The organism is Leifsonia naganoensis, from assembly GCF_013410615.1.
Taxonomy (GTDB): Bacteria; Actinomycetota; Actinomycetes; order Actinomycetales; family Microbacteriaceae; genus Leifsonia; species Leifsonia aquatica.
Genome location: NZ_JACCHJ010000001.1, coordinates 4,056,332 through 4,076,516 on the forward strand (window position 1 = coordinate 4,056,332; position 20,185 = coordinate 4,076,516).

General features: G+C 71.0%; 21 protein-coding genes. 13 read left to right on the forward strand and 8 right to left on the reverse strand.

Features of this window, described 5'->3' with window-relative positions; all coding sequences use genetic code 11:
• The first annotated feature begins 91 nt into the window (after nt 1-91).
• The 8 genes from pepN (at nt 92) to HNR14_RS19515 (ending at nt 9,883) form a co-directional block, all read left to right on the forward strand.
• On the forward strand, nt 92-2,638 hold the full coding sequence (gene pepN / locus HNR14_RS19480; RefSeq protein WP_179702761.1) for an aminopeptidase N: 2,547 nt from the start codon (nt 92-94) through the stop codon (nt 2,636-2,638).
• A 97-nt stretch (nt 2,639-2,735) separates the two neighbouring features.
• On the forward strand, nt 2,736-3,647 hold the full coding sequence (locus HNR14_RS21055) for an ATP-binding cassette domain-containing protein (RefSeq protein ID WP_179702286.1): 912 nt from the start codon (nt 2,736-2,738) through the stop codon (nt 3,645-3,647).
• Nucleotides 3,644-4,483, forward strand: coding sequence for an ABC transporter permease (locus HNR14_RS21060; RefSeq protein WP_179702287.1), 840 nt, complete (start codon nt 3,644-3,646; stop codon nt 4,481-4,483). Before HNR14_RS21055 ends, HNR14_RS21060 begins: the two co-directional genes overlap by 4 nt.
• Nucleotides 4,480-5,820 (forward strand): sensor histidine kinase, encoded by a 1,341-nt coding sequence (locus HNR14_RS19495; RefSeq protein WP_179702288.1) that lies wholly within the window; start codon nt 4,480-4,482, stop codon nt 5,818-5,820. Before HNR14_RS21060 ends, HNR14_RS19495 begins: the two co-directional genes overlap by 4 nt.
• Complete coding sequence (locus HNR14_RS19500; RefSeq protein ID WP_179702289.1) at nt 5,817-6,494, forward strand: response regulator; 678 nt, start codon at nt 5,817-5,819, stop codon at nt 6,492-6,494. The genes HNR14_RS19495 and HNR14_RS19500 overlap by 4 nt, the downstream gene beginning before the upstream one ends.
• Nucleotides 6,495-6,549: 55 nt before the next feature.
• Nucleotides 6,550-7,773, forward strand: a complete 1,224-nt coding sequence (locus HNR14_RS19505) for a mechanosensitive ion channel family protein (RefSeq protein ID WP_179702290.1) — start codon at nt 6,550-6,552, stop codon at nt 7,771-7,773.
• Nucleotide 7,774: 1 nt separating this feature from the next.
• Nucleotides 7,775-8,182: a globin gene (locus HNR14_RS19510; protein ID WP_021764831.1), complete on the forward strand. Its 408-nt coding sequence runs from the start codon at nt 7,775-7,777 to the stop codon at nt 8,180-8,182.
• Between the two features lie 33 nt (nt 8,183-8,215).
• Complete coding sequence (locus HNR14_RS19515) at nt 8,216-9,883, forward strand: FAD-binding dehydrogenase (RefSeq protein ID WP_179702291.1); 1,668 nt, start codon at nt 8,216-8,218, stop codon at nt 9,881-9,883.
• A gap of 31 nt (nt 9,884-9,914) precedes the next feature.
• Here HNR14_RS19515 and HNR14_RS19520 read toward each other — a convergent pair whose 3' ends face one another.
• Nucleotides 9,915-10,601 (reverse strand): DUF8185 domain-containing protein, encoded by a 687-nt coding sequence (locus HNR14_RS19520; RefSeq protein WP_179702292.1) that lies wholly within the window; start codon nt 10,599-10,601, stop codon nt 9,915-9,917.
• A 39-nt stretch (nt 10,602-10,640) separates the two neighbouring features.
• Here HNR14_RS19520 and HNR14_RS19525 point away from each other — a divergent pair, with 39 nt between their 5' ends.
• On the forward strand, nt 10,641-11,519 hold the full coding sequence (locus HNR14_RS19525) for an acyl-CoA thioesterase domain-containing protein (protein WP_179702293.1): 879 nt from the start codon (nt 10,641-10,643) through the stop codon (nt 11,517-11,519).
• 24 nt (nt 11,520-11,543) lie between these two features.
• Here HNR14_RS19525 and HNR14_RS19530 read toward each other — a convergent pair whose 3' ends face one another.
• Both HNR14_RS19530 and HNR14_RS19535 read right to left on the reverse strand, forming a co-directional pair.
• Nucleotides 11,544-12,248 (reverse strand): anti-sigma factor family protein, encoded by a 705-nt coding sequence (locus HNR14_RS19530; protein ID WP_179702294.1) that lies wholly within the window; start codon nt 12,246-12,248, stop codon nt 11,544-11,546.
• Complete coding sequence (locus HNR14_RS19535) at nt 12,245-12,757, reverse strand: sigma-70 family RNA polymerase sigma factor (RefSeq protein WP_021763801.1); 513 nt, start codon at nt 12,755-12,757, stop codon at nt 12,245-12,247. Before HNR14_RS19535 ends, HNR14_RS19530 begins: the two co-directional genes overlap by 4 nt.
• A 141-nt stretch (nt 12,758-12,898) precedes the next feature.
• On the opposite strand from HNR14_RS19535, the gene HNR14_RS19540 reads away from it, so the two are divergent.
• Together HNR14_RS19540 and HNR14_RS19545 are read left to right on the forward strand one after the other, a co-directional pair.
• Nucleotides 12,899-13,357 carry a QcrA and Rieske domain-containing protein gene (locus HNR14_RS19540; RefSeq protein WP_179702295.1) on the forward strand — a complete coding sequence of 153 codons (459 nt, stop codon included), beginning with the start codon at nt 12,899-12,901 and terminating at the stop codon, nt 13,355-13,357.
• Between the two features lie 6 nt (nt 13,358-13,363).
• Nucleotides 13,364-13,882, forward strand: a complete 519-nt coding sequence (locus HNR14_RS19545; protein WP_179702296.1) for a DUF2231 domain-containing protein — start codon at nt 13,364-13,366, stop codon at nt 13,880-13,882.
• Between the two features lies 1 nt (nt 13,883).
• Here the strand turns inward: HNR14_RS19545 and HNR14_RS19550 are convergent, their stop codons facing one another.
• The 4 genes from HNR14_RS19550 to HNR14_RS19565 all read right to left on the reverse strand — a co-directional run bounded on the left by HNR14_RS19550 (nt 13,884) and on the right by HNR14_RS19565 (nt 17,063).
• Nucleotides 13,884-14,360 carry an acyl-CoA thioesterase gene (locus HNR14_RS19550; RefSeq protein ID WP_021763798.1) on the reverse strand — a complete coding sequence of 159 codons (477 nt, stop codon included), beginning with the start codon at nt 14,358-14,360 and terminating at the stop codon, nt 13,884-13,886.
• A gap of 19 nt (nt 14,361-14,379) precedes the next feature.
• Nucleotides 14,380-16,062 carry an energy-dependent translational throttle protein EttA gene (gene ettA / locus HNR14_RS19555; protein ID WP_179702297.1) on the reverse strand — a complete coding sequence of 561 codons (1,683 nt, stop codon included), beginning with the start codon at nt 16,060-16,062 and terminating at the stop codon, nt 14,380-14,382.
• A gap of 103 nt (nt 16,063-16,165) precedes the next feature.
• A complete protein-coding gene (locus tag HNR14_RS19560; protein WP_179702298.1) occupies nt 16,166-16,696 on the reverse strand; it encodes a DUF6993 domain-containing protein in 531 nt (176 codons plus the stop codon).
• Nucleotides 16,697-16,706: 10 nt separating this feature from the next.
• Nucleotides 16,707-17,063 carry a single-stranded DNA-binding protein gene (locus HNR14_RS19565; RefSeq protein ID WP_179702299.1) on the reverse strand — a complete coding sequence of 119 codons (357 nt, stop codon included), beginning with the start codon at nt 17,061-17,063 and terminating at the stop codon, nt 16,707-16,709.
• Between the two features lie 194 nt (nt 17,064-17,257).
• Between HNR14_RS19565 and HNR14_RS19570 the strand changes: the two genes are divergently transcribed.
• A complete protein-coding gene (locus HNR14_RS19570; RefSeq protein WP_246311602.1) occupies nt 17,258-17,947 on the forward strand; it encodes a hypothetical protein in 690 nt (229 codons plus the stop codon).
• A 94-nt stretch (nt 17,948-18,041) separates the two neighbouring features.
• Here the strand turns inward: HNR14_RS19570 and nadE are convergent, their stop codons facing one another.
• Nucleotides 18,042-18,884, reverse strand: coding sequence for an ammonia-dependent NAD(+) synthetase (gene nadE / locus HNR14_RS19575; protein ID WP_021755477.1), 843 nt, complete (start codon nt 18,882-18,884; stop codon nt 18,042-18,044).
• Nucleotides 18,885-18,964: 80 nt separating this feature from the next.
• Between nadE and HNR14_RS19580 the strand changes: the two genes are divergently transcribed.
• Entirely contained in the window at nt 18,965-20,182 is a 1,218-nt protein-coding gene (locus HNR14_RS19580; protein WP_179702300.1) for a cation:proton antiporter, read from the forward strand.
• Nucleotides 20,183-20,185 lie beyond the last annotated feature (3 nt).

The following is a 20,185-nucleotide window of genomic DNA, read 5'->3' on the forward strand; positions in this document are numbered from 1 at the left end:
TCTAGGGAAGCCCACCGACCCGGGCGCACGGGTCACTAAGGTGGATCGGGTGGACACGATCCACGCGAATCTCGTCTTCAAGGAGTCACCGTTGCCCGGAGAAAACCTCACCCGCATCGAAGCACAGGAGCGCGCGTCGCTCGTCCGCACCCACGCCTATGACGTCGTCCTCGACCTGACGACCGGCCCGGAGACCTTCCGCAGCACGACGACCGTGCGCTTCTCCGCGACCGAGGGCGCGTCGACGTTCATCGACGCGATCACCCGCACGGTCCACTCGGTCGTGCTCAACGGCGTCGAGCTCGACCCGGCGCAGGTCGCCGACGGCGTGCGCATCCGTCTCGACGGCCTCCAGGCCGAGAACGAGCTGACGGTGGACGCCGACGCGATCTACACGAACTCGGGCGAGGGCCTGCACCGCTTCGTCGACCCGGTCGACGGCGAGGTGTACCTCTACAGCCAGTTCGAGGTGCCCGACTCGCGCCGCATGTTCGCGGTCTTCGAGCAGCCCGACCTGAAGGCGACGTTCGCCTTCACCGTCACCGCGCCCGAGCACTGGGCCGTGGTGAGCAACTCCCCGACGCCCGAGCCCGTCGCGGCCGGGGACGGGAAGAAGACCTGGACCTTCGCGCCCACCTCCGTCATCTCCTCCTACATCACGGCGCTCATCGCCGGCCCGTACGAGTCGGTGCACAGCGAGCTGACGAGCAGCGACGGCCGCACCATCCCGCTCGGCGTGTACGCGCGCAAGAGCCTGGCCGGCTTCCTCGACGCGGACTACATCTTCGAGAAGACCCGCGAGGGCTTCGCGTTCTACGAGGAGCGCTTCGACGTCCCGTACCCGTTCGAGAAGTACGACCAGCTGTTCGTGCCGGAGTTCAACGCCGGCGCGATGGAGAACGCGGGAGCCGTGACCTTCACGGAGACCTACGTCTTCCGCTCCAAGGTCACCGACGCCATCAAGGAGCGCCGGGTCGTCACCATCCTGCACGAGCTCGCCCACATGTGGTTCGGCGACCTCGTCACGATGAAGTGGTGGAACGACCTCTGGCTGAACGAGTCGTTCGCCGAGTACGCCTCCACGCTCGCCACCGCCGAGGCCACCGAGTGGCACGAGGCGTGGACGACCTTCGCCGCCATGGAGAAGAGCTGGGCGTACAAGCAGGACCAGCTCCCCTCGACCCACCCGATCGTCGCGACGATCAACGACCTCGAGGACGTGCAGGTCAACTTCGACGGCATCACCTACGCCAAGGGCGCCTCGGTGCTCAAGCAGCTGGTGGCGTGGGTCGGCCAGGACGACTTCCTCGCCGGCGTCTCGGAGTACTTCAAGAAGCACGCGCACGGCAACACCGAGCTGCGCGACCTCCTGGTCGAGCTGGAGGCCACAAGCGGCCGCGACCTCACCGACTGGTCCGCCAAGTGGCTCGAGACGGCCGGCGTGAACACGCTGCGCCCCGAGATCGAGGTCGACGCCGACGGCGTCATCACGTCCTTCGCGGTGCTGCAGACGGCCGCGGCCGACTACCCGACCATCCGCCCGCACCGCCTCGCGATCGGCTTCTACGAGCTGCGCGACGGCGCCCTCGTGCGCGACCACCGCATCGAGCTCGACGTGGACGGGGAGCGCACCGAGGTCGCCGAGCTGGTCGGCCGTGCCCGCCCGGCCCTCGTGCTGCTCAACGACGACGACCTGGCGTACGCCAAGATCCGCCTCGACGACGCGTCGCTCGCCGTCGCGATCGAGCACCTCGGCGAGATCGAGAGCCCGCTCGCCCGCTCCCTCGTCTGGGGTGCGGCGTGGGATGCGACGCGCGACGCCGAGAGCAGCGCGAGCGACTACGTGCGCCTCGTGCTGGGCAACATCGCCTCCGAGACGGAGTCGACCACGCTCCGCACGACGCTGAACCAGCTCGGCCTCGCCGCCGGCAGCTACGTCGCGCCGGAGCGCCAGAAGGAGACGATGCAGGCGGTCGCGACCGCCCTGTGGGAGCTCGCGAAGCAGGCCGAGGCCGGCAGCGACGCGCAGTTCCAGTTCGTCAAGTTCTTCGCGGCCTACGCCTCCACCGACGAGCACCTCGCCGAGATCGCCGCCCTGCGCGGCGGCTCGCAGTCGCTCGACGGCCTCACGGTCGACACCGACCTCGCCTGGGAGCTGCTGATCGCCCTCGTCGCGGGCGGCACGGCCGGCACGGCGGAGATCGACGCGGCCCTGGAGGCGGACAACACCGCCAACGGCGGCCAGTTCGCGGCCCAGGCCCGCGCGAGCATCCCCACCGCCGCGGGCAAGCAGGCGGCGTGGGACTCGGTGTTCGGCTCGGACGACCTCCCGAACACGATCGTGCGCTTCACCGGGATCGGCTTCCAGCGGACCGCCGACACCGCGGTGCTCGAGGGCTTCGTGGCGCCGTACTTCGCCGCGCTGCAGGACATCTGGGCCTCCCGCTCCTACAAGATCGCGGAGTACCTGGTGTCGGGCATGTACCCGGCGCCGCTGGCGAACGCCGCCCTGCGCGACGCGACCCGCGCCTGGCTCGACGCGAACCCCGAGCCGGCCGCGCTGCGCCGCCTCGTCGTGGAGAACCTCGCCGGTGTCGAGCGCGCGCTCGCCGCGCAGGAGCGCGACGCGCAGGCGTAGCCGCCACCGAACGACGTCGAGGAGGGGACCCTCGTCCGACCCGGCCTGGTACCACGGGCCGATGGCGGGCGGGGGCCCCTCCCTCTACGTTGGAACCATGATTCAACTCGACCGCCTCACCAAGAGGTTCGGCCCCAAGACGGCCGTCGACGGCATCACCGCCACCGTCCAGCCCGGCAAGGTCACCGGCTTCCTCGGCCCGAACGGCGCCGGCAAGTCGACGACCATGCGCATGATCATGGGTCTCGACCGTCCGACCTCGGGCGGCGCGATCGTCAACGGCAAGCGCTACGCCGACCTGCGCTCGCCGCTCACCGAGGTGGGCGCCCTGCTCGACGCGAAGGCCGTGCATACGGGCCGCACCGCCTACGGCCACCTGCTGGCGATGGCGGCGACCCACGGCATCCCGAAGAGCCGCGTGCACGAGGTGATCGGGCTCACCGGGCTCGACTCCGTCGCCAGCAAGCGCGTCGGCGGCTTCTCGCTCGGCATGGGCCAGCGACTCGGCATCGCCGCAGCGATGCTCGGCGACCCGGCCACCCTCATCCTGGACGAGCCGGTCAACGGCCTCGACCCGGAAGGCGTGCTCTGGGTGCGTCAGTTCGCACGGCACCTCGCCTCGCAGGGGCGCACCGTGTTCCTCTCCTCGCACCTGATGAGCGAGATGGCGCAGACCGCGGACCACATCATCGTGCTCGGCCGCGGACGCATCCTCGCCGACGCGCCCGTCGACCAGATCCTCGCCGGGGCGACCAGGAACGCCGTGCGCGTCCGCACCCCGCAGGTCGAGGAGCTCGCCCGCGCGATCGCCTCCGCCGACGTCACCGTGACGGGCGTGGAGTCCCAGCTCATCGAGGTCTCCGGCCTCTCGGCCGCCCAGGTCGGCGAAGCCGCTGCGCGCAGCGGCGTCGTGCTGCACGAGCTCACCCCGCTGAGCGCCTCGCTCGAGGAGGCCTACCTCGAGCTCACCCACGACGAGGTCGAGTACCGCACGGAGGTCGAGAAGTGACCACGACAGCCCCCACCCGCCCGCACGAGCACTCCGCGCTCGGCCGCCTCACCTTCCCGCGCGTCGTCCGGTCCGAATGGATCAAGCTGCGCACGCTCCGCTCCACCTTCTGGACGCTCGCCAGCGTCGTCGTCCTGGTCGTCGGCTTCGCGACTCTGCTCGCCGCCTTCGTCCCCGAGGCATCGACCCTCGGCGAGCGGGTGCCCAAGGACCAGCTCTCGCAGCTCGTGACGAGCACGGCCACCGCCGGTCTCACCTTCGCGCAGCTGGTCGTCGCCGTCCTCGGCGTGCTGGTGATCAGCGGCGAGTTCTCGACCGGCATGATCCGGTCGTCGTTCGCCGCGGTCCCCCGCCGGTTCCCCGTCCTGGCGGCGAAGGCCATCGTGCTCTTCCTCACCTCGTTCGTCGTCGGGCTGGTCAGCTTCGCCGCCTCCTGGGCGATCGCCGTCCCGCTCATGACGGGCAAGGGATACACGGGCGACCTGATCTCGGAGCACACGGTCTGGGCCATCCTCGGCTCGGCCGCCTACCTCGGCCTGGTCGCGGTGTTCGCGCTCGGCCTCGGAACGATCGTCAAGGCGAGCGCGGGCGGGATCGCCGCGGCCCTCGGCGTGCTCTTCCTGCTGCCGATCATCGCCGGCATCGTGCAGTCGCTGCTCCCCACGGCGGAGTGGATCCGGGACGCGACCCACTACCTGATCGGCAACGCCGGCCAAGGGATGTCGGGACTCGAGAACGGCACCTTCGAGCCGTGGCAGAACGTGCTCACGGTCGTCGTCTGGACCGCCGTCTCGTTCGTCGTCGGCGCGATCCTGCTGCAGCGTCGGGACGCATGACCCAGCCTCCCCTCGCATCGGAACCGGCCCCGGCCGGCCTGGAACTCCCCAGGCCGCCCGGGGTCATCCGGCGTTTCCTGGCGGCGCACCCGCTGCTGCTCGACACGGCCGTCGTCACCGTGTACTTCGTCCCGTCGATCCTGTTGACCGTGGTCACGCAGATCACGACCCCGTCCGTCGGGGCCGCACTGGCCATCGTGCTCGTCGTCCTGGCCGGTGCCTCGCTCTACTTCCGCCGCTACCGGCCGCGCATCCTGTTCGCCGTCGCCACGGTCGTTCTGGTGGGCAGCACCGTCATCGGCGAGACCGTCGACTTCATCCCTTTGCTCTTCGCGCTCTACGCCCTTGCGGTCTATCGTTCGACCCGATCGGCATGGATCGGGTTCGCCATCACGGCCGTCGCGACCGCCGCGTCCCAGTGGGTGCTGGCGCTCCTCGAGCGCGCCGGGTTCTACGGCTCCGACCACACCGACCTCACGGCCTCCACCTTCACCGTGCTCTCGTTCTCTCTCGTCGCGGTGCTGATCGGCAACAACATCGGCGGCCGTCGTCGTTATCTCGCTGCGCTCATCGACCGCGCACGGCAGTTGGCGCGTGAACGCGACCAGCAGGCCGTCATCGCCGCCGCCGCCGAGCGCAGCCGGATCGCGCGGGAGATGCACGACATCGTCTCGCACAGCCTCACCGTCATGATCACCCTCTCGGAAGGGTCTGCGCGCCTCGCCGAGTCGGCGCCCGAGCGTTCCGCCGACACGATGCGGATGGTCGCCGAGACCGGCCGCTCCGCGCTCGGCGACATGCGCCGTCTGCTGGGCGTGCTGCGCGCGGACGAGGGTGAGACCGCCGAGCATCAACCGCAGCCCGGCGTCGGCGAGCTGACCGAACTGGTCGAGCGGTTCCGCGCGGCCGGCATGGCCGTGCGCGTCACGATCACCGGCGAGCCGCCGACCGACATCGGGCAGCAGCTCACCGTCTTCCGCGTCGTGCAGGAGGGGCTCACCAACGCCCTGCGCTACGGGCGCCTGGCGAACGTCGTCGAGGTCGTCATCCGGTACCGGCCCGACCGCATCGCGATCACCGTCGAGGACGACGCGGCCGTGCACGAACAGCCGGCCGGAGGTTCCGGCCGCGGGCTGATCGGGCTGCGCGAGCGCGTCGCCCTGTACGGCGGCACGCTCGACGCGGGGCCGCGGAGTCCCGTGGGCTGGCGCCTCCACGCCGAGTTCGACGCGGTGCGGCCGCCCTCCGCGTCCGCGACATCCCCTTCCCCTTCCCTGCCCGCCGTCCCTGAGCCGACGGACGCGACCGGCACCACCATCTCCGAGGAGACGCCATGACCGACACCACCCCCCTGCGCATCCTGCTGGTCGACGACCAGTCGCTCGTCCGGCTCGGGTTCCGGATGGTCCTCGAGGCCGAGCCCGACCTCCACGTCGTCGGCGAGGCGGCGGACGGGACGGAGGCCGTGCGGCTCGCCGTCGAGACGCGGCCCGATGTCATCCTGATGGACGTGCGCATGCCGTCGATGGACGGCATCGAGGCGACCCGGCGCATCGTCGCGGCCAACCCCGACGCCCGGATCATCATCCTCACCACCTTCGACCTCGACGAGTACGCCTTCGGCGGGCTCCGTGCGGGCGCGAGCGGGTTCCTGCTCAAGGACGCCCGGCCGGACGACCTGATCGCGGCCATCCGGGCGGTGGCCGCGGGCGACGCCGCCGTCAGCGGCCGCGTGACCCGCTCGATGCTCGAACTGTTCGCCGATCGCCTGCCGCAGGGCGCGTCCACTGTCGCCGGCGACGACGACGCCGCATCCGCGCTGACGCCGCGCGAACGCGAGATCCTGCTCGCGATGGCCGACGGGCTGACCAACGGCGAGATCGGCGCGAAATTCTTCCTGACCGAGTCCACGGTCAAGACCCACGTCGGCCGGGTGCTCTCGAAGCTGCACCTGCGCGACCGGGTGCACGCGGTCATCTTCGCCTACGACAACGGGCTCATCGATCGCTGACACCACTCCTGGATCCAGCCCGCACCAAGGCGGCCCTCGCTAGGCTCGGACACGTATGGGAATTCTGAAGAGCACATTCTGGACCGAGATCGGCACGTGGGCGATCGCCGCCGGGTGGAAGGTCTTGACCGCCGTCCTGATCATCGTGGGCGCCTTCCTGCTCAGCTGGCTGCTGCGCGTGGTGATCCGCCGCGTGGTCAAGCAGATCGTGAGCGGAGTGAAGAAGGGGCAGAGCGTCACCGACACCCAGGCGCTCGTGGCCTCCCCGCTCGCCGCCGTCCGCGTCGTCCAGCGCACACGCACGCTCGGTTCCGTCCTGAGCAACATCGTGAACGTGACGATCGGCATCATCGCGATCATCCTCGTCATCAATGTCTTCGCGTCGGAAGTGCTGGGCTCCTTCGCCCTGCTGACCGCCGCGATCGGCGCCGGCCTCGGTTTCGGCGCGCAGAACATCGTCAAGGACGTGCTCAACGGCCTCTTCATGGTGATGGAGGACCAGCTCGGCGTCGGCGACGTCGTCGACCTCGGCTCGGCGACGGGTGTGGTCGAGTCGGTCGGCATCCGCGTCACCCAGGTGCGGGATGTCAACGGCACGCTGTGGTTCGTCCGCAACGGCGAGATCGTCCGGGTCGGCAACATGTCGCAGGGCTGGTCGCGGGTCATCATCGATCTCGCCGTGCCCTACGACACCGACATCGAGGCCGTGCAGGAGAAGATGCTCGCCACCGCCACGGCGCTGGCGACCAACCCGAAGTGGCGCTCGCGCATCCTCGAGAAGCCCGAGCTCTGGGGGCTGGAGTCGATCTCGGCCGACGCCATGGTCATCCGCATCGTGCTGAAGACGCGCACGACCGCGAAGGACGACGTGTCGCGCGAGCTGCGCATCCAGCTCAAGCAGGCGCTGGACGAGATGGGCGTGAAGCTGCCCTCGCTCTCCGCCGTCGTGCTCAGCGGGTTCGACAGCGCGGGCAGCGTGAGCGGGGCCAAGCCGCCGCGCACGCGCCCGGTGCAGGCCGTGCCGGAGAAGCCGCTCACCGGTCGCAAGGCGCGTGCCGCGGCCAAGCGTGCCGCCGTCAACCCCAACGCGATCCGGATCACGCCGGGCGCGTCGGCGGCCACGCTGCCGCGCACGCCGAAGCAGCCCGCCGCGGAGAAGGCCACGCCGGCCCCGAAGACCGGGCCGACGGACAAGGCGAAGCCCTCGTCCGACACACCTCCTGCGACGCCGAAGCCGCGCACCTCCCCCAAGCCCCCGACCGAGCCTCCCGCGGAGTGACATGACCACCATCCCCGTCGGGCCGCCCTCCGGCCCGTCCTTCTACGAGCAGGTCGGCGGCCACGACACCTTCCGCCGGCTCGTGGACGCGTTCTACCGCGGGGTCGCCGCCGACCCGGTCCTCAAGCCGATGTACCCGGAGGAGGACCTCGGCCCCGCCGCAGAACGGCTCACCCTCTTCCTCGAGCAGTACTGGGGCGGACCGGGCACGTACAGCGCCGAGCGCGGGCACCCCCGTCTCCGGATGCGGCACATGCCCTTCAGGGTCAACCCCGACGCCCGCGATCGCTGGCTGACCCACATGCGCGCGGCCGTCGACGAGCTCGGGCTGCCTCCGCTGCAGGAGGAGACGCTCTGGAGCTACCTGGAGCGCGCTGCGTTCGCTATGGTCAACACATTCGAGGAGTAGCCCTCGAGCCCGACGTGCCGAAGGAGACACGCCATGCCGTCTGAATCCGACAAGCACGCCGCCCCCGACGCCCTCGTGGTCGGGGCCGGCCTGGCCGGTCTCGTCGCCGCCTCCGAGCTGCTCGACGCGGGGCGCCGCGTGACCATCGTCGAGCAGGAGCCCGCCGCCTCCCTGGGCGGACAGGCGTGGTGGTCGTTCGGCGGGCTCTTCCTCGTCGACTCGCCGGAACAGCGTCGGATGGGCGTGCACGACTCGCTCGCCCTCGCCCGGCAGGACTGGTTCGGCTCCGCCGGCTTCGACCGCGAGGAGGACCACTGGCCGCGCCGCTGGGCCGAGGCCTACCTCCAGTTCGCCGCCGGCGAGAAGCGCGCGTGGCTGCACGAGAAGGGCGTGCGCTTCTTCCCGGTCGTCGGCTGGGCGGAGCGCGGCAGCGGGGCAGCGGGCGGCCACGGCAACTCCGTCCCCCGGTTCCACATCACCTGGGGCACCGGCCCCGGCGTCGTCGCCCCCTTCGTCGCGCGCGTGCAGGCGGGCGTCGCGGCCGGCCGCGCGCGCATCCTGCACCGCCATCGCGTCGACGAGCTCATCGTCGAGGACGGGCGCGTCACCGGCGTGCGCGGCGCCGTCCTCGCCCCGGACACCGCTGCGCGCGGGGCCGCGAGCAACCGGGAGGTCACCGGCGACTTCGAGCTGCGCGCGCCCGCGGTCATCGTGACCAGCGGCGGCATCGGCGGCAACCACGACCTCGTCCGCGCGGCGTGGCCCGAGCGCCTCGGCACCCCGCCCGACTTCATGCTCTCCGGTGTGCCGGCGCACGTGGACGGCCGGATGCTCGGGATCGCCGAGAAGGCGGGCGCCCACCTGATCAACGGCGACCGGATGTGGCACTACACCGAGGGCATCCAGAACTGGGACCCGGTCTGGGCGCGGCACGGCATCCGCATCCTCCCCGGCCCGTCGTCGCTCTGGCTCGACGCCCGCGGCGAGCGGCTGCCCGCCCCGCTCTTCCCCGGGTTCGACACCCTGGGGACGCTCGAGCACCTGCGGCGGATCGGCTCGGACTACAGCTGGTTCATCCTCACCCAGAAGATCATCGAGAAGGAGTTCGCGCTCTCCGGCAGCGAGCAGAACCCCGACCTGACCGGCAAGGACGTGCGGCTGCTCGCCAAGCGCGTCGCGCCCGGCGCGCCCGGACCGGTCGAGGCGTTCAAGGAGAAGGGCGCCGACTTCATCGTCGCCGACACCCTCGACGAGCTGCTCGCCGGGATGCAGCGCCTCAGCGAGGTGCCGCTCGACACCGAGCTGGTGACCAGGCACGTGCGCGAACGCGACCGCGAGATGGACAACGACTTCGGCAAGGACCTCCAGCTCGCGGCCATCCGCGGCGCCCGCGCCTACCGCGGCGACAAGCTCATCCGGGTGGCGAGCCCGCACAAGCTGCTCGACCCGAAGGCCGGCCCGCTCATCGCCGTGAAGCTGCACATCCTCACGCGCAAGAGCCTCGGCGGCATCGAGACTGATCTGGACGCGCGCGTCCTCGGCTCCGACGGCGAGCCCATCCCCGGCCTCTACGCGGCGGGCGAGGCGAGCGGTTTCGGCGGCGGCGGCGTGCACGGCTACCGGGCGCTGGAGGGCACCTTCCTCGGCGGGTGCCTGTTCTCCGGGCGCACGGCCGGACGAGCGGCGGCGCGGGCGGTCTGAGCCCACGCCGCGCCCCCGCGAGGCGCCGGAGCTACATCCGGAGCGACCAGGCCTGGCGCTTGATGAGCGTGTGGCCGCGCTGGGTCGTCAGGCGCGTCCACGTGCCGGTCTCCAGCACGCTCACCGGCTCCTCCGGGTCGAGGAAGCCCAGGCTCTCCGCAGCGAACGCGGCTCCGGCCGGGACGTACTCCAGGCCGTCGATCGGACGGCCCCACACCTCGGCCCGCACGCGCTGGACGAGCTGCTCGCCCGTGCCTTCCGGCAGGGCGTCCGCGATCTCGGCGATGCCGGCGCGCGCGGTCGCCTCCATCAGCTCGTAGGTCGTCTCGCCCACCGGGCGCCAGCCGCCCCGGGGCGGCGAGATGCCCGCCCAGGTGACCGTGGACACCTCGAGCGGCAGTCGCACGCCCACCGGTCCGGCGGGTGCGTCGTCTGCCTCCGCAGCCTCCCGGACCCGGGCGAGCCGATCGAGCAGCGAGCGGATCGGGACCACCGCGTCGAACGACACCTCGTCATCCGTCGCGAACGTCCGCAGGCCCAGCACGGTGGGGGTCTGATCGAGCAGCCCCCTCGGATAGAGGATGGCGGTGTACACCGCCAGCACGCCGGATCCTGCGATCAGGCGCACGGAGCCCTCCTCGACACGGGCCGCTCGAGACAGATAGGTCTGGAGATCGGCGACGGCGAGGCTGTCAACGAGGGAAAACGACTGGTTCATCGGACCTCTAAACTACTAGAGACATCGGACGGAGACACTGTGAGCGAGCCATTGGCATCCCTTCTGACCGCCCTCGATCTCACCGACACCGGTGCGCGCACCAGTGAGGACATCTTCACCGGGCCCTCCCAGTGGATGCCGCTGGGCCGCGTGTTCGGCGGCCAGGTGCTCGCGCAGTCGATCGTCGCAGCGACCCGCACGGTCGGGGACGACCGCCCCATCCACTCGATGCACGGCTACTTCCTGCGCCCGGGCGACGTGAACCTGCCGATCACCTTCTCGGTCGACCGCATCCACGACGGCCGGTCGTTCTCGACCCGGCGCACCCAGGCCTACCAGAACGGCCTCCCGATCCTGTCGATGATCGCGTCGTTCCAGGATGAGGACGAGGGGCTCGAGCACCAGGTCACCATGCCGCAGGGTCTGCCGGAACCCGAGTCGCTGCCGTCGTCGGCGTCCAGCCTGGAGGACGTGCGGCATCCCGTCGCGCAGTACTGGGCGAGCGAGCGCCCGTTCGACATGCGCCACGTCACGTCACCCGTCTACCTGAGCGTCGAAGGCGAGCACGTCGCGCAGCAGGCGGTCTGGTTCCGCGCCATCGGTGAGCTCCCCGACGACCCGGCGTTGCACCGAGCGGCCCTCGCCTACGCGAGCGACTACACGATCATGGAGTCGATCATGCGCCGCCACGGCGTCGCCTGGGCCGACCCGGGACTCAAGGCCGCGAGCCTCGACCACGCGATGTGGTGGCACCGCCCGGCCCGCGTCGACGAGTGGCTGCTGTACACGCAGGAGTCGCCCAGCGCGAGCGGCGGCCGCGGCCTGGCCCAGGGCCGCATCTACAGCCGTGACGGCCGTCTGGTCGCGAGCGTCGCCCAGGAGGCGATGGTCCGCGTGCCGGCCGAGCAGCGCGACTGAGCCCGGAGCGCCGCTGGGCGCGCGTCAGCCGAAGCTGCTGCGCAAGAGGACGGTGCCGTCGCCCGCGGACCGGATGTCGATGGCGGCGATGTCAGCCACCGCGACGCTCGTCGTCGCCGTCGGCACGACGGTCGTCCCCTCCTCCGCGGTCCAGGTCGAGATCTGCGTCTCGTGCCCCTGCCGATCGGTGACGACCATCGCGTAGGTCCACGAGTGCGTGCCCTGGTCGTCGCCGACCCGCGCGTAGCTGCAGCGGGAGGTGATGCGTGTGCCCCAGGGCTCGGCGGTCAGCCGCAGGTCGGCGGTGAGCGCGCTGGGCTCCACCTGCTCCATGGTGATGGCCTTCGCCTCCTGTGTCGTCGGCGTGAGCACGGACGGCAGGACGAAGGCGAGCACCCCGACGAGGAGCACCGCGGCAGCTGCCGCGATCCCGGCGGTGAGCCAGCGGGTGCGCACGCGGTGGCGGCGCGCGCGCTTCACCAGGAGGGGCAGCACCTCGGCGCCCACTCCGCCAGCCTCGGGAGCGGGCGAGGGCTCCGTGAGCGCCGCGAGGCCTTCCTCGCGCGGCAGCAGTCCGAGGAGCCCGGGCATGCCGGCCAGTTCGAAGACAGCGGCCGCGCAGCGATCGCACTCCCCCAGGTGTTCCTCGTAGGCCCGCCGGTCCGCCGGCGACAGTGCGCCGAGGACGTACGCCGCGTCCCAGGTGGCGAACTCGTCGTGCGTCGTCATCGCTCCGTCACTCCCTTCTCCTGCAGTGCGAGGCGCAGGGCCCGCAGCCCGTAGTGGAGGCGGGACTTCACCGTGCCCTCCGGCACGTCCAACTCGCGCGAGATCTCGGCGATCGAGCGGCCGCCGTAGTACGCGTGGACGATCACGGCGCGGTGCTCGTCGGACAGCTCGGCCAGCGCGTCCGACACCAGCCAGGCGTCGAGCACCGCGTCGGACTCGCTGGCGGCGGACGTCACCTCGGGCAGCGTGTCCGTGCCGAACTCGTGCTGGTCGTGCGCGCTGCGCTTGGTGTCGATCACCAGGTTGCGGGCGACCGTGAAGAGCCACGCGCGCGCCGAGTGCTGCGACTGGTCGAGCACGGCGGGACGGCGCCACGCGCGGAGCAGGGTCTCCTGCACCACGTCGTCGGCCAGCGCCCGGTCGCCGGTGAGGTGCACCACGTAGCGCCACACGGCCTGCGAGTGCTGCTCGTGCAGCTCCCGCAGCAGACGCGCGTCGTCGTCCGGCATGCCTCACCTCCCGTCCCCGTCGAGGATGACACGGTGCACGCGTGCAGAAAGTTCAACGGATCCGCAGATCGGATGAACCGTCAGGCGCGCGCATCCGTGCCTATGGTGAAGAAGACGCTACGCCGACCGAGAGGACTCCGCATGAACGACGCCACACCCCTCACCCGCCGCACCCTCGTCCACATCGGCGGCGTGACGGCCGCCGGGGCCGGCGCGCTGCTGCTCGCCGCCTGCACTTCCGACGGCCCCTCCGACGCGGGCGGGTCCGGGTCGGGTGGATCCGGTTCGGGCGGTTCAGGAGGCGGCGGGACGACCACGGTCGCACTGTCGTCGATCCCGGTCGGCGGGGCCGTCTCCGCGTCGATCGGTTCGGCCCCGGTCGTCGTCTCGCAGCCCACGGCGGGGAAGGTCGTCGCGTTCAGCGCGGTCTGCACCCACCAGGGCTGCACGGTCGCCCCGCAGGGCAAGGAGTTCGACTGCCCCTGCCACGGCTCGAGATTCGACGCCGCGACCGGGGACGTGCTGAACGGACCGGCGCGCGATCCCCTCCCGAAGCTGATGGCGACCGTGAGCGGCGACACGGTCACGGTGACGAGCTAGCCGATCATGGAGGTCAACGGTCTTCCGCTGCACGTCCTCCTGGTGCACTTCGTCATCGTGCTGGTGCCCCTGACCGCTCTGTGCGCGCTCGCGGTGCCGTTGTGGCCGGCCGCACGGCGACGGCTCGGGATCGTCACGCCGCTGCTGGCCCTCGCGAACGTCGTGCTGGTGCCGATCGTGACGGATGCCGGCGAGTGGCTGCAGGCGCGCGTTCCCTCGACCCCGCTCATCCAGCAGCACGCGGCGCTCGGGAAGGGCCTCTACCCCTGGGTCATCGCGCTCTTCGTCTTCACGGCGCTCCAGTGGGCGTGGTTCTTCTTCGTCGACCGGCCCGGCCGGGCGCGGCGGCCGTCGACGACGGTTCGGACGGTGGTGATCGTCGTGCTCGCCGTCATCGCCGCGGTGCTGGCCGCGGGGACGATCGTCGACGTCGTGCTGATCGGGGAGGCCGGCTCCCGCGCCGTCTGGGAGAACTCGTTCGCGCCGACTCCCGTGCCGACGCCGGGCACCACCTCGACGCCGTAGGTCAGCCGCGCTTGGTGAACTGCACCGGCTCGTCGAGGTAGGGCGTCCACGCGGCGCGCTCGGTCTCATTGATCCGGCGCGGCCGCTGCGTGCCGGCGTCGACGAGCACGATCGTGGTCGCGGCGCGGGTGAACAGGGTGCGCGGCTCGGTGCCCTCGGGCGACCACACCTCGTAGCAGACCTCGAGGCTGGCGCCCCCGAGCCGGCCGAGCCAGAGCTGCACGTCGAGCGGCGGCCGCAGGTACGGGATGGGCGCGAGGTACTCGATCTCCTGCCGCGCGATCAGCGTGAGCGTGTCGGCGCCCGGTCGCCCGTCGAGGACGGCGGTCGATCCTCCGACCGCCGCCTCGGCGTCGTCGGTGACCCAGAACGCCTCGATGCGCGCCTCTTCGAGCAGGCGCAGCATCTCGGCGTTGTTGACGTGCCCGTACGCGTCCAGGTCGCTCCAGCGGAGCTTGATCGGTACGTGCAGTCGCATGGGTCTCCTCCGGTGGTGATTAGTCGCGCGTGAGCTTGCGGTACGCCGAACGGTTCGGCTTCGCGGCGTCCGGGCCGAGGCGCTCGACCTTGTTCTCCTCGTACGCCTCGAAGTTGCCCTCGAACCAGTACCAGTTGGCCGGGTCCTCGTCGGTGCCCTCGTAGGACAGGATGTGCGTGGCGATGCGGTCGAGGAACCACCGGTCGTGGGTGATGACCACGGCGCAGCCGGGGAACTCGAGCAGCGCGTTCTCGAGGCTCGAGAGGGTCTCGACGTCGAGGTCGTTGGTCGGCTCGTCGAGCAGCAGGAGGTTGCCGCCCTGCTTGAGCGTCAACGCGAGGTTGAGGCGGTTGCGCTCACCACCGGAGAGCACGCCCGACTTCTTCTGCTGGTCCGGGCCCTTGAATCCGAAGGTCGAGACGTAGGCGCGGGACGGCACCTCCGTCTTGCCGACCTGGATGTAGTCGAGCCCGTCGGAGACGACCTCCCAGACGTTCTTGTTCGGGTCGATGCCGCCGCGGCTCTGGTCGACGTACGAGATCTTGACGGTCTCGCCGACCTTCAGGTCGCCGCCGTCGAGGGGCTCGAGACCGACGATCGTCTTGAAGAGCGTGGTCTTGCCGACGCCGTTCGGGCCGATGACGCCGACGATGCCGTTGCGCGGCAGCGTGAAGGTCAGGCCGTCGATGAGCTTGCGGTCGCCGAAGCCCTTCTGGAGGTTCTTCGCGTCGATGACGATCTGGCCGAGGCGCGGTCCCGGCGGGATCTGGATCTCCTCGAAGTCGAGTTTGCGCGTGCGCTCGGCCTCCGCCGCCATCTCCTCGTAGCGCGCCAGACGCGCCTTCGACTTGGCCTGTCGACCCTTGGCGTTGCTGCGCACCCAGTCGAGCTCCTCCCCGAGGCGCTTCGCGAGCTTCGCGTCCTTCTTGCCCTGGACCTCCAGGCGCTCGCGCTTCTTCTCGAGGTAGGTCGAGTAGTTGCCCTCGTACGGGTACAGGTGACCGCGGTCGACCTCGGCGATCCACTCGGCCACGTGGTCGAGGAAGTACCGGTCGTGGGTCACGGCGAGCACGGCACCGTGGTACTTGGCCAGGTGCTGCTCGAGCCAGAGCACGCTCTCGGCGTCGAGGTGGTTGGTGGGCTCGTCGAGGAGCAGGAGGTCGGGCTTCTGGAGCAGGAGCTTGCAGAGCGCGACTCGGCGCTTCTCACCACCGGAGAGGGTGTTGACCGGCCAGTCGCCCGGCGGGCAGCGCAGCGCGTCCATCGCCTGCTCGAGCTGGGAGTCGAGGTCCCACGCGTCCGCGGCGTCGATCTGCTCCTGCAGCGTGCCCATCTCGGCCAGCAGGGTGTCGAAGTCGGCGTCCGGGTCGGCGAGGAGGCCCGAGATCTCGTTGAAGCGGTCGACCTTGCCCTTGATGTCGCCGACGCCCTCCTGGACGTTCTCCAGGACCGTCTTGCTCTCGTCGAGCAGCGGCTCCTGCATGAGGATGCCGACGGAGTATCCGGGGGTCAGCTTCGCATCGCCGTTGGACGGCGTGTCGAGACCCGCCATGATCTTGAGGATCGTGGACTTACCGGCACCGTTCGGGCCGACCACACCGATCTTGGCACCCGGGAGGAACGCCATGGTGACGTCGTCCAGGATGACCTTGTCGCCGACCGCTTTGCGGGCGCGCACCATCGAGTAAATGTATTCGGCCACGTTTCTTCTCTAACTCCCTGTCGTCCGCTCGGCGCGCGTCGGAACACTTCCCGATCGCCGCCCTGTACGAGGATACCGGCTGCGACGCGCCGGAGCCCGCCCGCTACCAGTCGATCGGCCGCGTCTGGCCGATGAGGCACGCGCCGCCGACGAGCACCGGCGTCGTCTCGCTGTTGTAGCCGCCCGCGTCGGCGCCGTTCTGCCCGATCAAGCAGGCGTCGCCCATCTTGACCGAGAACTGGATACTGTTCGCCTTCAGCCCGATCGTGGTCGTGTCCACCGTGACCTGCATGTCGGCCTTCGTGAAGCCCGCCGCCACCAGGGCGTCGATGAAGTCGCGGCCCTTCGCGTCGGGGTTCGCGGCGAGCGTCGCCTGGTTGACCTTGTTGAAGAAGGGCAGGTTCTGCTGGGCCGTGCCGCCGGGCACGAGCTCCGGTGCAGCCGCGCCGGTCGCCGTCGGAGTCGGGGTGGCCGTGGCCGTCGGGCTCGCCGACGGCTTCGCGCCTGGGGTGCATCCGGTCAGCGCGAGCGCGAGCACGGTGGCGGCGAGAACGGCCGATGCGGCGCCGGTCCGGGCTCGGGAGGCACGCGTGCGTGGCGTGGGCCGGCTGCGGAGGACAGGGCGTCGCGTCATGGGGTACACGTTATCGATCCTTCGCTGGGGATGCGTCGGGAGACACCCGCGCCCGCACGAATGTCGTCCGGCCTCCGGCGAGGTCGTGGCCGATCGCCATCGCCTCCACTTCCGCCGTGACACCAGGCTGCTCCCCCGTCCACTCGCGGATGACCAATCGCCCGACGACCAGCACAGGGTCGCCGGCCTCCAGCGAACCGGCCGCGGAGACCGCGAGCCGGCGGAGCGCGCTCACCGTGAACCAGCTGCGGTCGCGCGACGCTGCGGCGGACAAGAGGCGGAAGGTGGTGACCGCCAGCCCCTCCGCCGTGACCAGGTGACGAGGCCGCGAGGCGACCACGCCCCGGACCGTGAACGATGCGTCCATCCATCCCTCCCTCCTGCCGTCCGACCGCTGCCGGGCGTGGTCCCAGCCTGGCGCGGCCCCCATCCCCGACGACCCTCGCGTCGGTATCCGTGGAGAACCCGCGGGCAGACCGTCCTGTGGAGAGCCGCACGCGGATGCGCGACACAGCGCGGCGGCTGCGCTCCACAGCTCCCGCCCGCGGTTACCATCGGCGCATGCACTGGTGGAATGACTTCGTCGATTGGTTCTTCGCACCGGCCACCCGGCCGGTCATCTTCTACGGCGCCGTCCTCGCGGTCGCCGTCATCGTGTCCGGCCTGCTCGCCGCCTGGATCGCCCGCGGAGCCCTCAAGGGTCTCCTCTCGCGCACCGACCGGCAGCAGAAGGCGTCCGCGATCGCCGCGCTCGTCGACGCCGCGACCGAGGCCTCCGTCTGGAACTCCCTCACCCCCGCCGAGCAGATCCTCTCCGACCGCGCGGTCGGCCAGGCCGACATCCTCGTGCGCCTCCTGCCCATCAAGGGCTCGGGCGTCGCGGCCAACTGGGCCGGCCACCAGCTCGCGGAGATGAAGCGCGCCTCTGCGACGTTCGGCTACCAGCTCGACCCGGCCATCGCGGAGTTCCGCGACCGGCTCATCGAGTGGCAGAACAAGCCGGGCCGCGCACGCAAGATCTTCCAGAACGACCTCGAGCGCTGGCGCTTCGAGAACACGGACGGCGAGCGCAGCGTCCTGCAGCAGCAGGACGCGTGGGTCGCCCAGCAGCACCACGAGCAGTACGCGGCGCCCGTCGCGTCGGAGCAGACGACGGCCGACAGCGGCCCGCTCAGCGCGCTGACGACGCCGGTCGACTCGGGCGAGGGCAACGACACCGCTCCGACCTCGCGCCTCGGTCAGCCCGTCTGATCACGCCTCGACGCGTCACCACCCGAACGGGAGGGGGCGCCGGCTTCGTGCCGGCGCCCCCTCTCGCGTTCCACGGCGGCGCCGCGGGACGACCTCACTCGGAGTAGTCGCCGCGCTCCTGCCACCAGGAGTCGAACATGCTGGCCGGGACGCGGCGCTTGTGCTCCGTCGCCAGGTACCGGGCTTCGATGGCCGCCGCGTTCTCCTCCGGGACCTCCCGTCCCTCCAGGAAGTCGTCGATGATCGCGTAGCTGAGACCGAGGTTGTCCTCATCGGTCTGGCCCGGGTTGTGGTCGAGGAGGTCCGCCGTCGGCGCCTTCTCGTACAGGCGCGCCGGGGCGTCCAGCTGCTGCAGCAGCGCCTTGCCCTGCCGCTTGGTCAGACCCGTCAGCGGGAGCACGTCGGTCCCGCCATCGCCGTACTTCGTGAAGAAGCCGGTCACCGCCTCCGCCGCGTGGTCGGTGCCGACCACGAGCAGGCGCCGCTGGCCCGCGATCGCGTACTGCGCGACCATGCGCAGCCGCGCCTTCACGTTCCCCTTCGTGAAGTCCGTCATCGCGTCGCCGACCGCATCGGCGTACTCGTCCTGCACGCCGTCGGTGCCGCGCTGGATGTTGAACGTCACCGTGCGCTGCGGCCGGATGAACGAGAGCGCGAGCTGCGCGTCGTCCTCGTCGTGCTGCACTGCGTAGGGCAGGCGGACCGCGATGAACTCCGCCTCGACGCCGCGCTCGGCGAGGCGTTCGACCGCGAGCTGGCAGAGTCGCCCGGCGAGCGAGGAGTCCTGCCCGCCGCTGATGCCGAGGACGAAGCCGGAGGCGCCCGTCGCCGTGAGATAGCGGACGAGGAAGTCGACCCGCTTCTCGACCTCGGCGGCCGCGTCGATGGTGGGGCTGACGTTCAGTTCGTCGATGATCCGTGCCTGCAGTTCGCGCATGTGCCAACGATATCCCCGGCGCGTTTCGGCCGTGTGAACGGGCCTTCCAGATCGCGAGAGGCTGCGGATACCATCAGCGCATGTCCCCCGACATCGCCACCGTCGTGATCGTCCCGCTGCTCGCGGTGGCGGCGCCGATCCTGGCGCGGCTGGTCGGGCGGGTGGCGGCCATCCCCCTCGTCGTGTTCGAGATCGTGCTGGGGCTGCTGGTCGGGCCGAGCGTGCTGGGCTGGGTGCCCGCGAGCGACGCGTTGCACGCCGTCTCGAACTTCGGGCTCGCGTTCCTCTTCTTCATGGCGGGCAACGAGATCGACTTCCCCGCCATCGCAGGCCGGCCGTTGCGGCGCGCGTCACTGGGCTGGCTGATCTCGCTGGTGGCGGGCGTCGTCATCGCCATCCTCTTGTCGCCGTCGTTCGTCACCGCCGTGTACGTGGGCATCGCGCTCACGTCGACCGCGCTGGGCACGTTGATGCCGGTGCTGCGGGATGCGGGCGAGCTGCGCACACCGTTCGGGCGCGCCGTCACCGCGGTGGGCGCGGTCGGAGAGTTCGGGCCGCTGCTGGCGATCTCCCTGTTCCTGAGCGGCCGCAAACCGCTCGCCGCCGCCCTCGTGCTCATCGGGTTCGCGGTCGTCGCAGGGGCCGCCGTCTGGTTCGCGTCCCGCGGCGCGCATCGCGGTTTCCATCGGCTGGTGCGCGCGACGCTGCACACCAGCGGTCAGTTCGCGGTGCGCTTCGTCGTGCTGGTGATCGCCGCGCTCGTCGGCCTCAGTCTCGCGCTCGGTCTCGACATGCTGCTCGGCGCCTTCGCGGCCGGCGTCATCTGCCGCGTCCTGCTCTCCGGGGGCGACGAGGAGGACGCCCACCAGATCGAGGGCAAGCTCGAGGCCGTGGCGTTCGGCGTGCTCGTGCCCGTGTTCTTCATCACGACGGGCATCACCTTCGACCTGCGCGCGCTGGTCTCCGACCCGCACGCGCTGCTCCTGCTGCCGATCTTCCTCGTGCTGCTGCTGGTGGTCCGGGGGCTGCCCGGCTCGCTCGCCGCGCCGCCCGGATCGACGTTCGCCGATCGCGCGTCCATCACGCTCTTCAGCGCCACGGGCCTCCCGATCATCGTCGCCGTCACGGGGATCGGCGTCTCCGCGGGCGAATTGGAACCGGGTACGGCGACTGCGCTCGTCGGCGCCGGGATGCTCTCGGTGCTGATCTTCCCGCTGGTCGCGCTCGTGCTCCGCAAGCGCTCCTCCGACGGGGGCGAGCGGCCGGCCGACCCGGATCACATCCCGGTCGTCGGCTGACCG

Excerpts from the sequence above, each read along its gene's own strand:
- HNR14_RS19515 (WP_179702291.1), top strand. The coding sequence starts at position 8,216 with ATGCCGTCTGAATCCGACAAGCACGCCGCCCCCGACGCCCTCGTGGTC.
- HNR14_RS21055 (WP_179702286.1), top strand. The coding sequence starts at position 2,736 with ATGATTCAACTCGACCGCCTCACCAAGAGGTTCGGCCCCAAGACGGCC.
- HNR14_RS19495 (WP_179702288.1), top strand. The coding sequence starts at position 4,480 with ATGACCCAGCCTCCCCTCGCATCGGAACCGGCCCCGGCCGGCCTGGAA.
- HNR14_RS19540 (WP_179702295.1), top strand. The coding sequence starts at position 12,899 with ATGAACGACGCCACACCCCTCACCCGCCGCACCCTCGTCCACATCGGC.
- HNR14_RS19545 (WP_179702296.1), top strand. The coding sequence starts at position 13,364 with ATGGAGGTCAACGGTCTTCCGCTGCACGTCCTCCTGGTGCACTTCGTC.
- HNR14_RS19560 (WP_179702298.1), bottom strand. The coding sequence starts at position 16,696 with ATGACGCGACGCCCTGTCCTCCGCAGCCGGCCCACGCCACGCACGCGT.
- HNR14_RS19505 (WP_179702290.1), top strand. The coding sequence starts at position 6,550 with ATGGGAATTCTGAAGAGCACATTCTGGACCGAGATCGGCACGTGGGCG.
- HNR14_RS19520 (WP_179702292.1), bottom strand. The coding sequence starts at position 10,601 with ATGAACCAGTCGTTTTCCCTCGTTGACAGCCTCGCCGTCGCCGATCTC.
- HNR14_RS19565 (WP_179702299.1), bottom strand. The coding sequence starts at position 17,063 with ATGGACGCATCGTTCACGGTCCGGGGCGTGGTCGCCTCGCGGCCTCGT.
- HNR14_RS19510 (WP_021764831.1), top strand. The coding sequence starts at position 7,775 with ATGACCACCATCCCCGTCGGGCCGCCCTCCGGCCCGTCCTTCTACGAG.
- HNR14_RS19500 (WP_179702289.1), top strand. The coding sequence starts at position 5,817 with ATGACCGACACCACCCCCCTGCGCATCCTGCTGGTCGACGACCAGTCG.
- HNR14_RS19530 (WP_179702294.1), bottom strand. The coding sequence starts at position 12,248 with ATGACGACGCACGACGAGTTCGCCACCTGGGACGCGGCGTACGTCCTC.
- HNR14_RS19550 (WP_021763798.1), bottom strand. The coding sequence starts at position 14,360 with ATGCGACTGCACGTACCGATCAAGCTCCGCTGGAGCGACCTGGACGCG.
- HNR14_RS19580 (WP_179702300.1), top strand. The coding sequence starts at position 18,965 with ATGTCCCCCGACATCGCCACCGTCGTGATCGTCCCGCTGCTCGCGGTG.
- HNR14_RS19535 (WP_021763801.1), bottom strand. The coding sequence starts at position 12,757 with ATGCCGGACGACGACGCGCGTCTGCTGCGGGAGCTGCACGAGCAGCAC.
- HNR14_RS19570 (WP_246311602.1), top strand. The coding sequence starts at position 17,258 with ATGCACTGGTGGAATGACTTCGTCGATTGGTTCTTCGCACCGGCCACC.
- nadE (WP_021755477.1), bottom strand. The coding sequence starts at position 18,884 with ATGCGCGAACTGCAGGCACGGATCATCGACGAACTGAACGTCAGCCCC.